Origin of the sequence: Coxiella endosymbiont of Amblyomma americanum (assembly GCF_000815025.1) — a bacterium.
Lineage (GTDB): Bacteria > Pseudomonadota > Gammaproteobacteria > Coxiellales > Coxiellaceae > Coxiella.
Window position 1 is genome coordinate 526,638 of record NZ_CP007541.1, and the last position, 18,357, is coordinate 544,994.

The window sequence follows — 18,357 nt, forward strand, 5'->3', positions numbered from 1 at the left end:
CAACTTGGTTCAAGTTTCAAAATAGCTCTAATTATATGTGTTGTGTATGCAATATTCTTTCTTATCAAGAATCAATAAAGAACAGATACTTTTTAAAAATTAACACGTTGGTTTACTAATTCATATAACGCTAAATTGTAAAGTTAGAATTAATAAAAAGATACGTTTAATTTAGTATAAAATGTTGTTTTGTGCATACATTTAATTACGCTTGCATTTAGTATACAAATAACATTGCAAAAATATATTTTGTATCTAAAATATGTGCAGCCAGAGGGTAGTTAAAAGGTAGTAATAATGCCAACAATCATTTCAAAAATAAAAACTAACAGTAAGGTATTTAAAAATAACAGCGATGCCATGGGAATACGCATTCAAAAATTGCAAAAGATCTTATATGAAATTAGACAAGGACATTTAGAAAAAACCGGAAATTGTAAAAAGGAAAGTGAATCATTATTAGTATACAAACATATAGATTGCTTATTAGATTCAGGTTCACCTTTTCTAGAACTGTCTGTTCTTGCTGGTTATACACTTCATAACAATAATGTATCTGCAGGAAGTGGTGTTGTTAGTGGAGTTGGGTTGATTTCTGGACAAGAATGTATGATTTTAGCTAATGATGCTACTGTAAATAATGGTGTTTGTAATCTTATTGGTGTGAAAAAGTATTTACGAGCTCAAACTATTGCAAAGGAAAATAATCTTCCGTGTGTATATCTTATGGATGCTGGTGGGTTTTATCTATTTCAACGAGATACAATGTTTCCCGATGGAGATTTTGGTCGTATTTTTTATAACCAGGCGCGTTTATCTGTTCAAAATATTCCACAAATAGTTGTCCTCATGGGAAAAACTAGCATCTCTGTAAACACTTATATTTCTGCAATGGCAGATGAAGTAATTATGGTAAAGAATTCAAAATTTGGAGAATGGGAAAACGTTGATGATTGTCTTAAAATAGGTGACTATTTAGCCCAAGATAATGAGCAAGCACTGTCGTTAGTGCGAGATATTGTAAATAATCTAAATCGTAAAAAAAGTATTTCTCTTAAAATTCGTACTCCTGAAGAGCCTATTTATCCTGTAAAAGAACTATTAGGTCTAATTAATACAAATCCTACTGGCAAATCTTACGACGTTCGCGAAATTATCGCTCGATTAGTCGATGGATCCTCTTTTGAAGAATTTAAAGCGTGGTACGGGAATACATTGGTTTGTGGTTTTGCGCATATCCACGGTTATCCAATAGGAATTATTGCAAATAATGGTATTGTTTTTTCTCAATCCGCACTTAAAGGCGCGTATTTCGTTGAACTGTGCAATAGACGTAAAATTCCTCTAATTTTTTTACAAAATATCATTGATATAGTGGACGAAGAACATAAAAATTTAGAGACCTTTAAACATAATGCCAAGATGATGCATGCCGTTTCGTGCACAGAGGTTCCAAAATTTACCATTATTATTGGAAGCAGTTATGGCGTAGGAAATTATGTCATGTGTGGTCGTGCTTACAATCCACGGTTTTTATTTATGTGGCCTAATGCGTCATATATAAAAGTTAAAAATGAAAAATCTCAATTTAGGTCCGATATTCAAAAAAAATACAAAGACCAGCTTAGTGCTTTCTATTCTAGTATGCGACTATGGGACGACGGTATAATCGATCCTTGTGAAACTCGTCGTATTTTAGGTCTTTGTATTTCTGTGAGCCTTAATGTGTCTATTCAAAAAACCTCATTTTAGTTTAATATAATAAAGTGTGTGAGAAACATATTAAATATGCGTTTACAATAAAAAGCACGAAATGTTCTTACCGCGCCCAGTCTGCGATATTAATTTATATTAATAAGGTAAAGCATATAATATGCTGCTCTAAATTTTTTCGTACAACAACAATATGTAGTAATCTAAATCACTAGAAAGTGAACTGTTTGTAATATTGTTTTCACACAAGCTGTGCCGATGCAAAAAATCCGAAAACTTTTCTTCCGTAAAGATTATTTTATACAGAAAAATCATACATCAAAATCATACATCTTTTTATGAGTCTTCATAAGCCTTTACGAATATTGTGGTAACAATACATTTTCTAAGAAAATTTTAGAAAGAGTGCTTGACAATTTAACGACAAGAGATGATAAATGAGCATTAATGATCTTTTACTTTCTTTATTTTTTCTTAGATATTTAAAAAGCACTGATCTCTTTTCTCCCTTAAAACTATCGTAGAAGTCTAAAGACGTTTAAAATTAATACTACTATGCAAAAAATAGACAACTTAAGAATAAAGACCATACGACCTGTGATAATTCCAGCGCTTCTTATTAAAGAATTACCTTTAACAGACACAATTGCTTCTAAAATACATCACGCGCGAATAACCACAAAAAGAATTATTCATGGAGAAGACGATCGATTGTTAGTTGTAGTTGGCCCTTGTTCTATAAACGATCCTCGAGCTGCTATGGAATATGCTTTTCGACTTAAAGACTGTATTTCTCGATACTCAATTGAATTATTTATAATCATGCGAGCCTATTTTGAAAAACCTCGAACTATTATTGGATGGAAAGGATTAATAAACGATCCTTATCTAGATAGCAGTTTTCAAATTAATCAAGGGCTTCGAATTGCTAGACATTTGCTATTAGATATAAATCAATTGGGAGTACCTACTGGTAGTGAATTTTTAGATGCCATCATTCCACAATATATAGCTGATTTAATCACATGGTCGGCTATAGGAGCTAGAACTACTGAAAGCCAAATTCACAGAGAACTTGCTTCAGGACTTTCTATGCCTATTGGTTTTAAAAATGGGACAACAGGAAATATCCAAATCGCTATTGATGCTGTTCTCGCTGCTCACCATCCTCATCATTTTTTAAGTATATCTGAGCGAGGCATTGTTTCTATAATTAGCACTATGGGTAATCAAGATAGTCACGTTATTTTACGTGGTTCTATGCGAGGTACTAATTACGACGCTTTGACAATTAGGACAACTATAAAAAAATTGCAATCAGTAAATTTACCTCCTTTACTAATGATCGATTGTAGTCATGGTAATAGTAGAAAGGATCATAGAAAACAGATGCAAGTTATAGATTCAGTTTGTGATCAAATTCATCAAGGAAGTTTTTCAATTTTTGGGACTATGATTGAAAGTAATTTAGTCGAGGGTAAACAAACTCTAAAATTTGGTAAACTTCTAAAATATGGGCAAAGCGTCACTGATGCCTGTATTTCTTGGGATACTACAGAGACAGCGCTTAGCAAATTAGCTAAAGCTGTTACTGTTCGACGTAGACAGAATGAAAAAAGAAAGGGCACTAAGACTTAAAATATGGGTAAACTTTTAATTTTACTGTAAAAGATACGAGATTTTAATTTACTTACAAAAGAAGAAGGTGAAACCTTAAGAAGATGATAACATTCGTTGTCGTTCAACTTCGTATAGACAGATGCCGCACGCTACAGAAACATTTAAACTTTCCATATTACCCCGAAGGGGTATTTGTGCTATAAAATCACAGAGTTTTTTGGTTAGACAACGTATCCCTTTGTCCTCGCTACCTATGATAATAGCTATGTCTCCTGTTAAATCAATATCTTGAATACAAGAATTTGCGTCAGTCGTAGTGCCGACGATCCATACTCCTTCTGCTTGTAGCCAACGAATAGCGCGCGATAAATTTGTTAGCCGAATAAACGGCAATGTTTCAACTGCACCACACGCCACTTTTCGAACAGTGGGAGTTATTCCAACCGCTCGATCTTTAGGTACGATAATAGCTTGCGCGCCTAGTGCTTCCGCGCTTCGAAAACAAGCGCCCAAGTTGTGAGGATCTTTTACTTCGTCAAGAATTAATAACAATATTGGATTTTCGCGATTTTTTATTATGTTCTGCAACGTATGTTCATCAAAACTTTTTAAATTTTTTTTACACTTAGTAATTACTGATTTCTGATGTTTCACAGATAAAGTATTCAATGTCCGACGCGAGTATTCAATATCCACATTTGATTTTTTTACTTCCTTGATCAAGATTTGCGACCGCTTGGTTTTTTGTATATACAAAATAAAATGGTACAAACCAATTCTTTTAAAAAAATGTACACGATATGAACTCCATAGAAAATTTCTATTTATATTACATGTTAATTGGTTTTTAATGTTAGCGCATTTTACAATCAATTTATAGGTACAAAAATTGTGGTATACTCACAGCATTAAACTTCACGGACAATTTTCTACAATACACGAATTCTATGATTATGCCAGCAATAGTTAGACAGTCTAGTGTTTGTTTATTTTTTTATTGTTATAAAATGATGATTGCAGTTTTTACCTCACACAATCTACTAAAAGTTAGGTTAATGTTGAATAAAAGAACTGTACTTATTTGAAGCTAAGAAAATTCATTATACTCGTATTATACTCGTTAATCGTGTTTGAAGAGGACTGATTTAGTTTTGGAAATTATAACCAACAGTAAGATATAGTGTTTAACATTATCGATAAGCTAATTGGATAATAATACAGATTTTAATAACACATATGAACGAAAAAATTACTTGGAAAACTGTTCTGAGTAATGAGAAAAAAAAGTCTTATTTTCAATTGATCCTGGATTTTGTTAAAAAGGAACGTAAAATTGGAAAAATTATTTATCCTTCCCAAAGAGATATTTTTAATGCTTTAAAATTAACACCTTACGAAGCAGTAAAAGTGGTTATTTTGGGACAGGATCCTTATTATAAACCACATCAAGCGCATGGACTGGCTTTTTCCGTTCGTCATGGAGTGATTCCCCCGCCATCTCTTCAAAACATTTTTAAAGAATTATATTTAGACGTAAAAGTGCCTATTTCTACTCAAGGAAATCTAGAAAAATGGGCCATGCAAGGGGTATTGCTGTTAAATACAATTCTTACTGTTGAAGCGGGAAAACCTCAATCTCATGCTAACATTGGATGGCAGCGCTTTACTGATCGTATTATTGCTAGTTTAAATAGTCATCCTAAAAGGATAGTTTTTATATTATGGGGAACTTATGCACAACAAAAAGCTAATTTAATTACTAACATTCATCATAAAATTCTGAAAGCCTCGCATCCTTCTCCATTATCGGCGAATCGAGGTTTTTTTGGGTGTCGACATTTTTCTAAAACTAATACATACTTGCGTACAGTGAAACAATTAGAAATTAACTGGGCGCTATAATAAAAAAGAAGGAAATTGGAAATTTTTATCAGAAAGATTATCTGTTTTGTGTACGTAAAGATCTTATATTGTGTCTGATTTGACTTTTTCTAATTTGAAATATAGAGTCTTACGTTTTGCAAGCCGAGGTGGTGGAAATTGGTAGACACGCAAGTTTCAGATACTTGTAGGGAAAAATAAGCCCTGTGGAGGTTCAAATCCTCTCCTTGGCATTTTTTTATAAAAAGGTTTTATATGCTTGAAATTTTACAATACCCAGATCCTCGATTAAAAGTAATAGCGAGACAGGTTGAAGTTTTTGACAATACAGTGCAAAAGATCATCGATGCAATGTTCTTAACACATTACAACACCAAGAACTGTGCGGCTCTAGCTGCTACACAACTAGATTTAGAAAGACCTAACCACATCACTGTTATTGATTTCTCTCCCGAGAAAAATCAACCCTTATGTCTTGTTAATGCAAAAATTATTGAGAGTTCGGGAAAGTGTACAGAAGAAGAAGGTTGTATGTCTGTAGGTGGAAATATTTATGAAAAAATTACTCGTTCCGCCAAGGTTAAAATACGCGCGCAAGATCGTTATGGCAAGCTATTAGAATTTAAAGCAGATGGATTTATGGCAAGATGTATTCAACATGAATTGGATCATTTAAATGGTATAATCTTCCTGGATTATCTGTCGTTACGTCAACGTAATCGAATCAATAAACGATTAATCGCAAATAATCTTTTATCAAAATCAAGAATCATCTGAAATTGTAATCTTACGAGATGGGAAATTATTATACAGAAAAATCATCACGATTGTTTAAAGAAAATCATTGGAAAGCCTATCTGAGATTATGTAAGCCGCGTATCGTGTTGTTAATAATACTTACTACAGCAGTTGGTATGTGTCTCGTGAGCCCTGGTATTATATCTTGGCGTTTGCTATTGTTTGGTAATTTGGGTATTGCACTCGCCGCTTCTTCTGCAGCTGCACTGAATCAGATTTTAGAACATCGTATTGATAGCGTCATGCATCGCACAAACCTTCGTCCTATTGTAAGAGAAGAAATTAGTCTGCGGAATGCAATAATTTTTTCTAGTATTTTATGTATTCTATCCGTAGTAATTTTAATGAGTTATACTAATGTATTTGCGACCCTTTTAACTCTAATTATTCTTATTAGTTACGCAGGCATTTATACTCTCTTTTTAAAACACATCACCTCACAAAATATAGTAATTGGAGGTTTAGCAGGCGCTGCTCCTCCTTTATTAGGAGGAGTGGTTGCCACAGGGCATATCAATTTTTTTAGCGTAATTCTTTCGCTAATTATTTTTATTTGGACTCCTCCACACTTTTGGGCACTTGCTATTCATTGCATTAATGACTATGACAAAGTAAATATTCCTATGTTACCCAACGTTCATGGTATTTTTTATACTAAATTGAATATCTTAATTTACACATTTTTGCTTTCTATAATCAGTTTATTACCTTTTGTTGTTGGGATGTCTGGATGGATATATTTTCTTAGTGCTTTTCTTTTAAATATCGTTTTTATTTACTGGGCAATTCGTTTATACGTAAGTAATAACCCTAAGGTGCCTATTCGAGTTTTTCGCTACAGTATTTTGTATCTTACGCTTTTATTTTTAGTACTGTTTATTGATCATTATTTCATCATCTTTTATTATAAATGAACCGTAAAAGAAACCTTTTTGCTTTTTCACTGCTTCTTCTATAAGATTTTTTTTCGCACAATAGTATGTTTACGTTCAGGCCCCGTAGAAATCATAACAACAGGAATTCCGAGTAATGATTCAATGCGTGTAACATAATTACGCGCTTCTTTAGGCATTTTTGCATAATCAGTAAGTCCATAAGTAGATGTTTTCCATCCAGACATTTCTTCGTAAATAGGTTCACATTTTTCTAAAAGAGACTGATCGAGTATTGCTTCATACAGTATTTCTCCGTGGAAACGATAACCTATGCATAATCGAATAGTTTCAAATTCGTCTAAAACATCCAATTTTGTCAATACGATACATGTTAGACTGTTTACTTGAATAGATTGTCGTACAATGATCACATCAAACCAGCCACAACGTCTTGGGCGACCAGTTACCGCACCAAATTCGTTTCCTCGTTTTGCCATTTTTATTCCATCTGCATTTTTTAGTTCTGTTGGAAAAGGTCCAGAGCCAACTCGAGTCACGTAAGACTTAGTAATTCCTAATATTAAATCAAAATAAAGTGGACCAAAACCACTGCCCGTAGCAGCAGCACCAGCTGTGGTGTTTGAAGAAGTTACATACGGATAAGTGCCAAAATCGACATCTAAAAGCGTCCCTTGTGCTCCTTCAAAGATAATGTGTTTTTTTTCTTGGTGTAATTTAAATAATAATGCGGTGACATTTCCAATTAGATATTTTATCTTTTTTCTTATTTTAATAAGCTGTTTATAGATCATGATATAGTTTAAGGGTTTTTTTTCATAATATTGCAATTGAAAATTGTAATAATCAGTGGTTTTTTTTATCTTTTCTAGAAGAGAATCGGGATATAGTAAATCTATCGCTCGAATACCTCGACGCGCTATTTTGTCCTCATACGCGGGTCCAATTCCTCGACAAGTTGTCCCGATGGCTTTATTTCCTAATGCATGTTCACGTGCCTTGTCAAGCGTAACATGATAGGGTAACAACAAGTGACAGTATGTGCTTATTTTAAGTTGATTTTTTACTGAAATTCCTCTATCTTCTAACTCCTTAATTTCTTCTACTAGCGCTGGTAAAGACAACACAACTCCGTTACCAATTAAACACAGTACATTTTTTCTTAAAATTCCTGAAGGAATTAAGCGCAGAACTGTTTTTTTACCGTCAATAGTTAAAGTGTGACCGGCATTATGACCTCCCTGAAAACGAATAACTGCTGAAACTTTTTCTGTAAGCATGTCAACAATCTTACCTTTTCCTTCATCCCCCCATTGAGTTCCTAAAATAACTATGTTCATCAACTAATCTCTGCAGTCATTATAAAGTGACTGATTATCGACAGCTGTGTTTAAATTTTTATCAAAAGACAGGATAATTTCTACAAACATTTCAACACCACATGCAAGAGTAAATTACTACAGATGAAAATAATTGAAGGACCGATCGTCGATTTACTTATCAAAAAAATTGATTTCCTCTCGATTTCCTGGTTCTAATGCTTTTTCCGGCTTATAAATAGAGCAATGTTTATTGCTTCTAGCGCAGTTTTATGAATTAAAAATATATCCAGTAGGTAGAAGCTTACTATACTTCATAAACAATAAAAACCACAGTAAGAACTTCTCTAATGTTCAAAAAATAGCAACATCTATTCGATTATTATTAATGTATTAGGAAATTATATAATTTCTTGCCAACATTTAATCTAAAGGGTAGAATACCTGAAGATTTATACGAAAGTTCAAAGCCGCTTGTATGATTGATTAGACTTCAAAAGTAAAAAGAAAAATGTCAAACGTCTATAAAAACTCGGCGTTCTTATTTAATCGGCCGTTGGTTTTGCTAAATAAAAAAAAATTATTAGTACTCTAACAACAGAGTCTATTCAACTGGAACTATTGGAATATACAGATTCTACAAATACTTACTTAAAAATACTACCCTATACAGATAGACCGGTAATTTGTATTGCAGAGATGCAAAAAAAGGGACGAGGCCAATTTTTTAGAACTTGGCATTCACCGTTTGGGCAAAATATCTATTTATCTCTACGGTATCTTTTTAAAAAAAATATGAGAAAATTAGAGGGATTAAGCTTGGTGTGTGGGCTTGCTGTGTGTCGCACTATTGAAATGATTTGTCATTTACCTTCTCCAATTTTTATTAAATGGCCTAACGACATTATATGTGAGCATAAAAAACTAGCTGGCATTTTAATTGAAATAAAACCTAGAATTACGGGATTACACTCTGCTATCATTGGTATCGGTCTCAATACAAATATGACAGACGATGTTAAGAGAAAAATTAGTCAGAATTGGACATCATTAATAAATCTTACTGCATGTTATCAAAATAGAAATAAGCTTTGTTCCATATTAATTGATAATCTAATACATTACTTAGAAGATTTTAAACAGCATCACTTCGGTCCTTTCTTTCAGAATCTTTGGAAAACAAAAGATTATCTCTTCAACAAACAACTACACCTTATGCAATCAAGAAAAAGAAATTTTTTTGGTGTCGGAGCAGGAATTAATGACCAAGGAAATTTAATACTAAAGTTATCTGATGGATCTAAAAAAACCTTTTCTTCTGGAAATATTAATCTAATAAATAAATGATAAAATAAATTAAAATATTAAAACTGTCCTTATCTCTGTAAAAGAAACACGGAAAAGGAAACACGAAAAGCATAATGCAATAATGCACCAAAACCTGACGTGTGATGTATTTCATCTTAACGATTATTTCATGCGCGCATCCAAAGTTTCTTTGCAACAGAGGTTGCATCTTCTAAACTAGAATTATTCAAGCAATCAAGTTAACAATGCGGTGCTTACCTTTTATGTCAATTGTGATTCATATATCATCAGGAATAAAAAATAACGATGATCTTTTGGCTATTCTATTAATAAAATAGAATTACTTTTTAGGTAATCACTTAAACCTAAGTCCCAACAATCTTCTGATTTTTTCAATTGATACAGATTCATATGAATAACCTTTATATCTAGTAATTCATAAATCTCTTAAAGTATAGCTAGAACTTTTAGCAAATTCCGTGTACCCTAAACCCCGTAAGAACCCACGTAACCCAGTTGTTTTTCCAGAGCCAATTGCCCCTGATAAATAAATAACAGCGCCTTTTGAAGAACGATAGTATTTTAGCCACCTGCATACCTAATAGACGCGTGGATTTGCCGGTTCGAATAATTATAGAAGAATAATGCATAATTAAAACATTTACTGTGCAATAGAATTCATTAAAGACCGTAAATGTGGAAATAAATCAGTGGCTAACAGCCCTCTTTCCCCTCCCTCTTTAGCGGCGCGATCCGCAGCTAATGAATGAATAAATACCCCTACCTGTGCAGCGGCTGTTAAATTTAACTTTTGTGCCAATAAACCACCAATAACGCCACTTAAAATATCGCCCATACCTCCGGTAGACATACCTGGATTTCCAGATGGACAAATTGAGATTCTCTTCTTTTTTCCTTTAATTAAGGTTCCAGCGCCTTTTAACACTACTACTCCTGAATAATTTTTGGTCAATTGTCGAATAGCTTTAAATCGATTACTCTGAATTTTTTGACAAGGTACATGTAATAACCGAGACGCCTCACCAGGATGAGGTGTCAATATCCAATCTTCTCGTTGAGTAGGATTTTCCGCTAATAAATTTAAACTATCGGCATCAAGCACTTTAGGAATTTTAGTACATAATATTTTATTTAATAACGATTTTGCCCAAACTGATTTTCCTAATCCTGGGCCAATTACTATAACTGTAACTGATGATTTAAGAAGGTTATCTAAATCATCAGCTTTATCTACCTGATAACACATTAATTCTGGACGAGATCCACTAACAATAGGAATGTGCTCAGGGCGAGTTGCGACAGTTACAAGACCTGCTCCTACCCGAGCGGCCGCTTCAGCTGACATACGTACGGCTCCTCCCATACCATAGTCACCACCAATTACCAACACGTGTCCATAGTTACCTTTATGAGAATCACGTTCTCGTCTTGGAGGAAATAGACAATGTACTTGAGACCAATTTAATAAGTAATTATGTGTTTTTATTTTAGAAAATAAATAATTAGAAAGTCCCGACGAATTCCATTCAAGTTCTCCACAATAAGTTGGAGCTTGAGCAGTATATAATCCTTGTTTTAATCCAATAAAAGTAATTGTTACATCAGCTTTTACAGCTTTTGAATGCACTGCTCCAGTATCGATATTAACACCTGAGGGAACATCAAGGGACAATACTGGTTGTTTAGCTGCATTAATTGCTGTAATAATTTCACTGTAAGGTGATTTAATTTCGCCTCGTAAGCCTCTTCCTAAGAGGGCATCTACAATCAATCCTTTGTTAAAGTAAAGTGGAACTGGGAAATGCTGAATCGTAAGACCTTCCTTTGTACAATCTTCAGCTGCTTGTGCTGCAGGACCACAATAATCAGTACTTCGAATCAGAGAATAAATAGTAACGTTCAAACCTTTTTGATGTGCCAGACAAGCAACAACTAATCCATCCCCGCCGTTATTTCCTTTTCCGCAACAAACTATGATTTCTTTAATGGTTGGCCAGCGTTTTGTTAAGGTTTCGAAAGCAGATTTACCAGCCATAAGCATAAGATCATACTTATTTATACCTGATAAAATTGCTAATTTTTCTAATGCGTGAATTTGACGACTGTTATAAAGCTTTATCATAAAAACATTCGAATAATAACTGATTACAATTATCAAAATTCATTTACGCTAAAAATTAGATCTATTATATATTTAACGTATATTCAATGTTTTAATCGATCTTTTTTCATCATAATATTAAGTCTCCTCCACTTGTCAATTAAAACTTAAACGCTCGTAGATTTTTAAAATTTGTATATGGAAATATTTTCTTTATTCAAGAGAGAGTTTAATTATATAAAGAATAATCTAAATAGTTATACCCTTCTTTAATTAGGTATTTATTATGCAATTGGTTTGCCTGTTTATTTTATTTATGTGGTATTATGCAATACTAAAATCTCATTAAAAAGATTTAACATAAGTAAATAGAGAATACTCTTTAACTAAAGCATTTTCTCATTAGTAATTTCGTGCGTTACAATCACGGTTCTTATTTAAGAGCTCTCTAGTTATATAAAATAGTAATATCACGTGAATACTAATATAATCAACAACAAGCCCCGGTGGCACAGTTGGATAGCGCAGTCCCCTCCTAAGGGACAGGTCGCAGGTTCAAATCCTGTCCGGGGCACTATAAAAATAGGTTAAAAAATGAAAATGCGAGTTGAACAAGACAGTATGGGTGTAATCAAAGTCCCTGCTAGTAAATATTATGGAGCACAATCCCAACGTTCATTAATACACTTCGTCATTGGACGAGAAACTATGCCATTAGAACTTATAAAAGCTTTTGGAATTCTAAAAAAAGCAGCTGCTTTTACTAACGAGAATTTAGGAACACTTTCCTCAAAAAAGTCAAAGTATATTATTCAAGCGGCCAATGAGGTTATTGATGGCAAACTTAATAGTCATTTCCCTTTAAAAATATGGCAAACTGGCAGTGGTACTCAAACTAATATGAACGTCAACGAAGTTATTAGTAACCGAGCTATTGAATTAATGGGAGGAGAACTTGGAAGTAAGTACCCAATTCATCCAAATGATGATGTAAATAAATCTCAATCGTCAAATGACGCATTTTCAACAGCTATGCATATTGCTTGCGCAGATATGATTTTTCATCAACTAATACCGTCTATCAAAGTATTACGTGATACTTTGCAAAAAAAATCCAATGCTTTTTCTCAAATTATTAAGATAGGGCGTACGCATTTACAAGATGCCGTTCCTATAACTTTAGGGCAGGAATTTTCTGGATATGTAGCACAGTTGGAACATAATTTAGAGGCAATTACTAGTGCTTTGCCTGTTCTCTATCGCTTAGCATTAGGCGGCACCGCTGTTGGAACCGGTATAAATGCGTCCTCCCAATTTGCCGAGAAAGCAATAGGACATATCGCAAAATTTACGAAGTTGCCTTTCTATCCTGCTCCTAATAAATTTTCTGTATTAGCAGCGCATGATGAAATAGTACTCATGAGTGGTGTGTTAAAGACTCTCGCTTGTTCTTTAGTAAAAATTGCTAATGATATCAGATGGTTAGCCTCAGGACCTCGCTGTGGTATTGGAGAAATTTTTATTCCAGAAAATGAACCTGGCTCCTCTATCATGCCTGGAAAAGTAAATCCCACTCAATCTGAAGCTCTCATAATGGTATGTGTACAAGTGATGGGGAACGATATAACGATTGCAATTGCAGGATCTCAAGGTAATTTTGAATTAAATGTTTGTAAACCAGTAATAGCATATAATTTAATTCAATCTATTTATTTATTGACAGACGGTTGTCGTTCTTTTAACAACCACTGCGTTGTTGGTATTGAGCCAAATAGGGAAAAAATTGATTTCTACCTTAAACATTCCTTAATGCTAGTAACTGCTTTAAACCAAATAATCGGTTATGATAAAGCGTCTGAGATTGCAAAGAAAGCTTACGCGGATAACCTTACTCTTAAGGAAGCTGCGTTACAGTTAAACTACTTAACCAATGAAGAATTTGATAAAGCCATTGACCCTAAAAAAATGGTGGAATTTTCCTGTCCTACATAACTTCTCTAGATGCAATAAGCAAAAAATAATCAAATTAACTCTGAAGAAGCGCTCGCTTCTTTAATGAAGGTCAAAACAAGATTTGAAAAAATATTAACCCGTAAAATAAATAAGCGACTACAGTAAAATTATTTAAAAACTTCTTCTAAAAATTGTACGGCTTCAGTCCAAGAATATTTATCTGCTCGGAGACTATACACGGTACCCATGTTAGAATTATTAGCTTTTGGATCAGTAAAAGCATGCATAGTTTTTCCAAAAATATGCAACTGCCATTCTGCTTTCGCGTCTGTCATCTCTTTTGCAAATTCAAGCATAACATCGGGGGGAACCATAGGATCTTCATAACCATGCAAAGCTAAAACTTTTGCCCTCATATTTTTTGCCAAAATAGCCCTTGATGCTTGTAGCAAACCATGAAAACTTACTACTCCTCTTAAATCTGCGCCACTTCTTGCTAGATCAAGAACGCAAAGTCCTCCAAAGCAATATCCTATAGCAGCAATTTTATTATTATTTGCCATCTCTATTTTTTTAGCTACTTCTAGCCCAGCTATCAATCTTCGAAGGAGCATTTTACGGTCTTCCATAAGAGGCTGCATTAATGTTCGATTAGTTTCTGGGCAATCGCCTAATACTCCCTTACCGTAAACATCTATTGCACAACCAATATAACCAAGTTTAGCCAAGCTACGTGCCTTTTCTTCAACAAAACTATCTCGACCACACCACGCATGCGCAATGAGAACTACCGGACTGTTGTGACGAGGTTTGATTAAATCCTTCTCTTCGTAAGCTACATAAGCTTGTAAAACAGTACTATCGTCTTGATAATCAACTTTTTGAGTATACAAAAAACGAACCTCCTGTATGAAGTTACAATTTAGGGTACCATACAATCATAAAATTTACGAGAAAAAATTTTGAGGAAAATTTTTATATATTTAGTAAGAGCTAAATCTAAATTTAGAAAACGGGTCAATCCTTTAATGTTTTTTTGCATAAACGTTCGATAATTAGCGCTACATAAGTTTCACATGCGGATAAATTTAGCTTTTCACATATGTGAATTGCTGTTAATTTTTTAGCGTCTTTAAAAGTTTTATTTTCAAGCCAACGACAAACGTATTCACATGCCGAAATAGCCAAAACAGACCCGTAGGCTTGAAATTTAGCTTCTTTTATTTCATCAAGTTCATAACGAACATGTAATTTGCATACATATCCTTGGTCGCGAGTTCCAATTTCTCCTCTTTTAATCTGAGAATGTTCTCTCATTAATACACCAGAATGTCTGACACTAAAAAAACAATCTAAAACTTCCTTAGAATAATTCACATTCAACTACTTATTTTCATCAATTAATTTTCTCTTAATATTTCCCCACAGTGGAGATATTTGACGCAAGTGGTTTACTTGTTCGATAATATGGATAATGGCATTATTAATCTCTTTTTCTGTAGTGAATCGTCCAAGACTAATGCGGATAGAATTATAGGCTTCCTCGTGACTTAATCCCATTGATAATAACACGGAAGAAGGACTAGGATTTGAGGAATTGCATGCCGAACCACCTGAAATTGCTATTTGTTGTAATCTTACCATTAAAGATTCACCTTCGATTCCATCGAACCTAATATTTAAACACCCAGGAATACGTGGAGCCGTTTTTGCATTTAAATACACGCCACCTAACTGAGATAATTTTGACCATAAACAATCGCGCAATTTAATAATTTTTTTTTCGTCCTCAACCATACATTCTTTAGCCAGTGCAAAAGCACTACCCATGCCTACAATTTGATGTGTAGCTAGTGTTCCTGAACGTAATCCACCTTCATGACCACCGCCGTGAATTAAAGGTTCTAAATGAACACGAAATGGAGTACGACGTATATACAAAGCTCCAATACCTTTTGGACCATAAAGCTTATGCGCTGAAAAAGACATTAAATCAATTTTCATACGCAGTAAATCAATAGGAATTTTCCCTGCACTTTGTGCTGCATCTACATGAAAAAGAATATTGTGTTTACGTGTAATTTCACCAATAGTGGTTATATCTTGTATGACACCGGTTTCATTATTAACATGCATACATGAGACTAAGATCGTATCGGGTCGAATGGCTTCTTTAAATTCGCATAAATTTATTAGACCATTATGTTGAGGATTTAAATACGTAATCTCAAAGCCTTTTGAAGACAAATAGGAGCACGTATCCAGTACGGCCTTGTGTTCTGTGCTCATTGTAATGATATGCTTACCTTTGCGTTGATAGAAATAAGCAGCTCCTTTAATAGCTAAATTATCCGATTCTGTAGCTCCAGAAGTCCAAATGATTTCCTTAGTGTCTGCATTGATTAATTCTGCAATAGATTTTCTTGCTTTTCTAATTAATGCCTGAGCATTCCACCCGTAAGCGTGACTTTCTGAAGCAGAATTACCAAAAGTCCCTTTCTGAATTAAGATATTTATCATTTCTTTTTTTACAATAGGATCTATAGGTGTTGTGGCCATATAGTCTAAATAAATAGGTAATTCCATTATCGTTTCTTGATACCGATACAATAAAACCAAACGCATAATAACAAGAATATAATAATGCCTAATATACTTGACATGGAAGAAAATCCTTGTCCAATTAATGATAGCGCATCAGCACTTCCTATAATAACAAAAGGAATCGCTAAAATTACCCCCATTAAGGCACTACCGGCTACCATACCGCAAGCCACCAATATCCCATTTTGATAGGCTTTGGTAACTCTCATTTCTTTTACTGAGTAATTTTGTATTGTCCGAGTTTTTTTAATCAAAAAACTTATAAAACCTCCGATAATTACTGGGGTAATGACTTCCGGTGGCAAATAAATACCCAAACCAACCGCTAAAGCAGGTAATCGAAAATTTCGTCGTTTTAAAAAAATATCGATTACAATGATAATTACAGCTATTATTCCACCTACAACGATCATCTCCCAATTAAGATGACGATCTAATACTCCTTGAGAAACCGCAGCCATGAGGCTTGCTTGAGGTGCACTCAGCATTTGCGTTGGATCCATTCCTTCATGTGGATAAATGCCCCCAATACCATAAGCATTAAACAACAGTTGGAGTACTGGACCAATAATAAAAGCCGAAGCACTAACACCAACAGCCATCATTAATTGTTGCCTCCAGGGTGTAGAACCTATCATTTTCCCCGCTTTTAAATCTTGAATATTTTCTCCTGTAATTGAGCCAATACCAGCAAGAACAGTAGCAATTATAATAACGGAAGAGGCAATATAATGTATTTGCGTTGTCTTGAAAAATCGAAATATCGTTGAAAACAAAAATGAAAGTAATAAAATAGCAGTAATTAAAAGACCTGATAGAGGATTATTGCTTGATCCAACTAATCCACAAAAGTAGCTGGATGTAGTGGCTAAAAGAAACCCGATGATTATTACATAAACAACTGAAGCGAAGGATATAATCCATAGATAATGCGTAGTTGCTACAATATGGAATTGATATAAATAGTAAAAAGTGTAGAAAAATAACGAAATCGCTAGAATTGCAACACCAATAGTAATCCAAAAGGGAGATATATCCGTTTCAGTTCGTAAGCGTTCTTTTTGTATACTTTTTAAACTTTTTCGAAAATCAGTAAAAGAGAATTGCATTCTTTTTATAATCATCTTCAATAACAACAACAATGTCCATACACCACCAATAAGCATTGTGCCTACACCAACAAAACGCAAATGTGAATCCCATAATTTAGTAGCCGCGTCATAAGCAGAAGTTGCATGAATGGGAAGTCCATAGTATAATCCGATAAGAGGTAACAGAACTAACCAACCTATAATGGCTCCGATAAATAAACTTGACGACACCTCAAAACCAACAATGAATCCTGCAGCTAAAATGGCTGGAGTGTAACCTACAGAAAAACCAAAAATAGTTTTACCTATAAATATCCACATTTTTACACTGTCAGCAATAATCTTTAAACCCATTTGTGCAAAAGTCACAAGTCCGCCAACCAAACTGCCTTGAGCTAACAGCTTCACCCCGGACTTTCCTTGAACACTCATTTTAAGAACATTGCCTATAGCGGTTCCTTCTGGAAAATGCAATGTTGGAAGATTCAATATAACCCGACGCAAAGGAACAGCAAACAGTACTCCTAAGAGTCCCCCTATCAATGTAATAATAGTAGTCTCCCAATAAGGGAAATTTTTCCAAATATGAAAAAAAATCATAGCTGGTAGCACAAAAGCTATAGCGGCAGCGATACCTTCTCCTGCGGAAGCCGCTGTTTGAATTAAATTACTTTCTAAAACATTATGTGTTTTGAATAATCTTAAAATTCCCAATGCAAAAACTGATGCGGGTATTGAAGCAGAAATGGTAGTTCCAATTTTTAAGGCAAGATAAGCATTGGCTGCCGATAGAACCACAGCAAGTAAAATAGACAATACAACCGCCTTAAAAGTAAATTCTGGCAGTTGAGTAGAAGCTGGAATCAAAGGCATATTTTCTCTATTTGGAACCATCACTGTTTCCTGATGTAATTTTTTCAGTAATCGTCTCTTTATAAACGGTATTTAGTATTTCAAAAAACTCTTAGGTATTCTATCAATTTTTATTATAGTTAGGAAAGATGTTTATCTTCTACGCACAAGTGTTATAGAATTCCTAATAATCGTCGTCGACT

At 34.0% G+C, this 18,357-nt stretch carries 14 protein-coding genes, 2 tRNA genes and 1 pseudogene; 9 read left to right on the forward strand and 8 right to left on the reverse strand.

The window, feature by feature from the left end:
- The first annotated feature begins 297 nt into the window (after positions 1-297).
- Together Z664_RS02460 and Z664_RS02465 are read left to right on the forward strand one after the other, a co-directional pair.
- Entirely contained in the window at positions 298-1,752 is a 1,455-nt protein-coding gene (locus Z664_RS02460) for a carboxyl transferase domain-containing protein (protein WP_039670077.1), read from the forward strand.
- Between the two features lie 516 nt (positions 1,753-2,268).
- The gene (locus Z664_RS02465) at positions 2,269-3,351 is read left to right on the forward strand and encodes a 3-deoxy-7-phosphoheptulonate synthase (protein WP_039670078.1); all 1,083 of its coding nucleotides are present in this window, start codon (positions 2,269-2,271) and stop codon (positions 3,349-3,351) included.
- Positions 3,352-3,426: 75 nt separating this feature from the next.
- Here the strand turns inward: Z664_RS02465 and rlmB are convergent, their stop codons facing one another.
- Positions 3,427-4,206 carry a 23S rRNA (guanosine(2251)-2'-O)-methyltransferase RlmB gene (gene rlmB / locus Z664_RS02470; RefSeq protein WP_084588738.1) on the reverse strand — a complete coding sequence of 260 codons (780 nt, stop codon included), beginning with the start codon at positions 4,204-4,206 and terminating at the stop codon, positions 3,427-3,429.
- Positions 4,207-4,560: 354 nt separating this feature from the next.
- Here rlmB and ung point away from each other — a divergent pair, with 354 nt between their 5' ends.
- The 4 genes from ung to Z664_RS02490 all read left to right on the forward strand — a co-directional run bounded on the left by ung (position 4,561) and on the right by Z664_RS02490 (position 6,926).
- On the forward strand, positions 4,561-5,235 hold the full coding sequence (gene ung / locus Z664_RS02475) for a uracil-DNA glycosylase (protein WP_039670079.1): 675 nt from the start codon (positions 4,561-4,563) through the stop codon (positions 5,233-5,235).
- 122 nt (positions 5,236-5,357) lie between these two features.
- Positions 5,358-5,447 (forward strand) — tRNA-Leu (locus Z664_RS02480).
- Positions 5,448-5,469: 22 nt separating this feature from the next.
- The gene (gene def, locus Z664_RS02485; RefSeq protein ID WP_052246355.1) at positions 5,470-5,991 is read left to right on the forward strand and encodes a peptide deformylase; all 522 of its coding nucleotides are present in this window, start codon (positions 5,470-5,472) and stop codon (positions 5,989-5,991) included.
- Positions 5,992-6,008: 17 nt separating this feature from the next.
- A complete protein-coding gene (locus tag Z664_RS02490; protein WP_052246356.1) occupies positions 6,009-6,926 on the forward strand; it encodes a heme o synthase in 918 nt (305 codons plus the stop codon).
- A 38-nt stretch (positions 6,927-6,964) separates the two neighbouring features.
- Here Z664_RS02490 and Z664_RS02495 read toward each other — a convergent pair whose 3' ends face one another.
- The gene (locus Z664_RS02495; RefSeq protein WP_039670080.1) at positions 6,965-8,245 is read right to left on the reverse strand and encodes an adenylosuccinate synthase; all 1,281 of its coding nucleotides are present in this window, start codon (positions 8,243-8,245) and stop codon (positions 6,965-6,967) included.
- Between the two features lie 600 nt (positions 8,246-8,845).
- Between Z664_RS02495 and Z664_RS02500 the strand changes: the two genes are divergently transcribed.
- Positions 8,846-9,571, forward strand: a complete 726-nt coding sequence (locus Z664_RS02500) for a biotin--[acetyl-CoA-carboxylase] ligase (protein WP_167885013.1) — start codon at positions 8,846-8,848, stop codon at positions 9,569-9,571.
- Positions 9,572-9,968: 397 nt separating this feature from the next.
- Here Z664_RS02500 and Z664_RS03140 read toward each other — a convergent pair.
- Both Z664_RS03140 and Z664_RS02505 read right to left on the reverse strand, forming a co-directional pair.
- Positions 9,969-10,088 (reverse strand): annotated as a pseudogene (locus tag Z664_RS03140) (tRNA (adenosine(37)-N6)-threonylcarbamoyltransferase complex ATPase subunit type 1 TsaE); the annotation flags it as partial.
- A gap of 105 nt (positions 10,089-10,193) precedes the next feature.
- Positions 10,194-11,675, reverse strand: a complete 1,482-nt coding sequence (locus Z664_RS02505; protein WP_039670081.1) for a bifunctional ADP-dependent NAD(P)H-hydrate dehydratase/NAD(P)H-hydrate epimerase — start codon at positions 11,673-11,675, stop codon at positions 10,194-10,196.
- Between the two features lie 479 nt (positions 11,676-12,154).
- Here Z664_RS02505 and Z664_RS02510 point away from each other — a divergent pair.
- Together Z664_RS02510 and fumC are read left to right on the forward strand one after the other, a co-directional pair.
- Positions 12,155-12,228, forward strand: a tRNA-Arg gene (locus tag Z664_RS02510).
- A gap of 26 nt (positions 12,229-12,254) precedes the next feature.
- Positions 12,255-13,646, forward strand: a complete 1,392-nt coding sequence (gene fumC / locus Z664_RS02515; RefSeq protein WP_039670267.1) for a class II fumarate hydratase — start codon at positions 12,255-12,257, stop codon at positions 13,644-13,646.
- Positions 13,647-13,774: 128 nt separating this feature from the next.
- Here fumC and Z664_RS02520 read toward each other — a convergent pair whose 3' ends face one another.
- From Z664_RS02520 to Z664_RS02535, 4 genes are all read right to left on the reverse strand, one after another.
- Complete coding sequence (locus tag Z664_RS02520; protein WP_039670082.1) at positions 13,775-14,500, reverse strand: dienelactone hydrolase family protein; 726 nt, start codon at positions 14,498-14,500, stop codon at positions 13,775-13,777.
- 124 nt (positions 14,501-14,624) lie between these two features.
- Positions 14,625-14,984: an iron-sulfur cluster assembly scaffold protein gene (locus tag Z664_RS02525; protein ID WP_039670268.1), complete on the reverse strand. Its 360-nt coding sequence runs from the start codon at positions 14,982-14,984 to the stop codon at positions 14,625-14,627.
- A 6-nt stretch (positions 14,985-14,990) separates the two neighbouring features.
- Complete coding sequence (locus Z664_RS02530) at positions 14,991-16,193, reverse strand: IscS subfamily cysteine desulfurase (RefSeq protein WP_039670083.1); 1,203 nt, start codon at positions 16,191-16,193, stop codon at positions 14,991-14,993.
- Entirely contained in the window at positions 16,193-18,196 is a 2,004-nt protein-coding gene (locus Z664_RS02535; protein WP_052246358.1) for an OPT family oligopeptide transporter, read from the reverse strand. The genes Z664_RS02530 and Z664_RS02535 overlap by 1 nt, the downstream gene beginning before the upstream one ends.
- Positions 18,197-18,357: the final 161 nt, after the last annotated feature.

Excerpts from the sequence above, each read along its gene's own strand:
- Z664_RS02530 (WP_039670083.1), bottom strand. The coding sequence starts at position 16,193 with ATGGAATTACCTATTTATTTAGACTATATGGCCACAACACCTATAGAT.
- Z664_RS02505 (WP_039670081.1), bottom strand. The coding sequence starts at position 11,675 with ATGATAAAGCTTTATAACAGTCGTCAAATTCACGCATTAGAAAAATTA.
- Z664_RS02460 (WP_039670077.1), top strand. The coding sequence starts at position 298 with ATGCCAACAATCATTTCAAAAATAAAAACTAACAGTAAGGTATTTAAA.
- Z664_RS02535 (WP_052246358.1), bottom strand. The coding sequence starts at position 18,196 with ATGGTTCCAAATAGAGAAAATATGCCTTTGATTCCAGCTTCTACTCAA.
- Z664_RS02490 (WP_052246356.1), top strand. The coding sequence starts at position 6,009 with ATGGGAAATTATTATACAGAAAAATCATCACGATTGTTTAAAGAAAAT.
- Z664_RS02495 (WP_039670080.1), bottom strand. The coding sequence starts at position 8,245 with ATGAACATAGTTATTTTAGGAACTCAATGGGGGGATGAAGGAAAAGGT.
- Z664_RS02465 (WP_039670078.1), top strand. The coding sequence starts at position 2,269 with ATGCAAAAAATAGACAACTTAAGAATAAAGACCATACGACCTGTGATA.
- fumC (WP_039670267.1), top strand. The coding sequence starts at position 12,255 with ATGCGAGTTGAACAAGACAGTATGGGTGTAATCAAAGTCCCTGCTAGT.
- def (WP_052246355.1), top strand. The coding sequence starts at position 5,470 with ATGCTTGAAATTTTACAATACCCAGATCCTCGATTAAAAGTAATAGCG.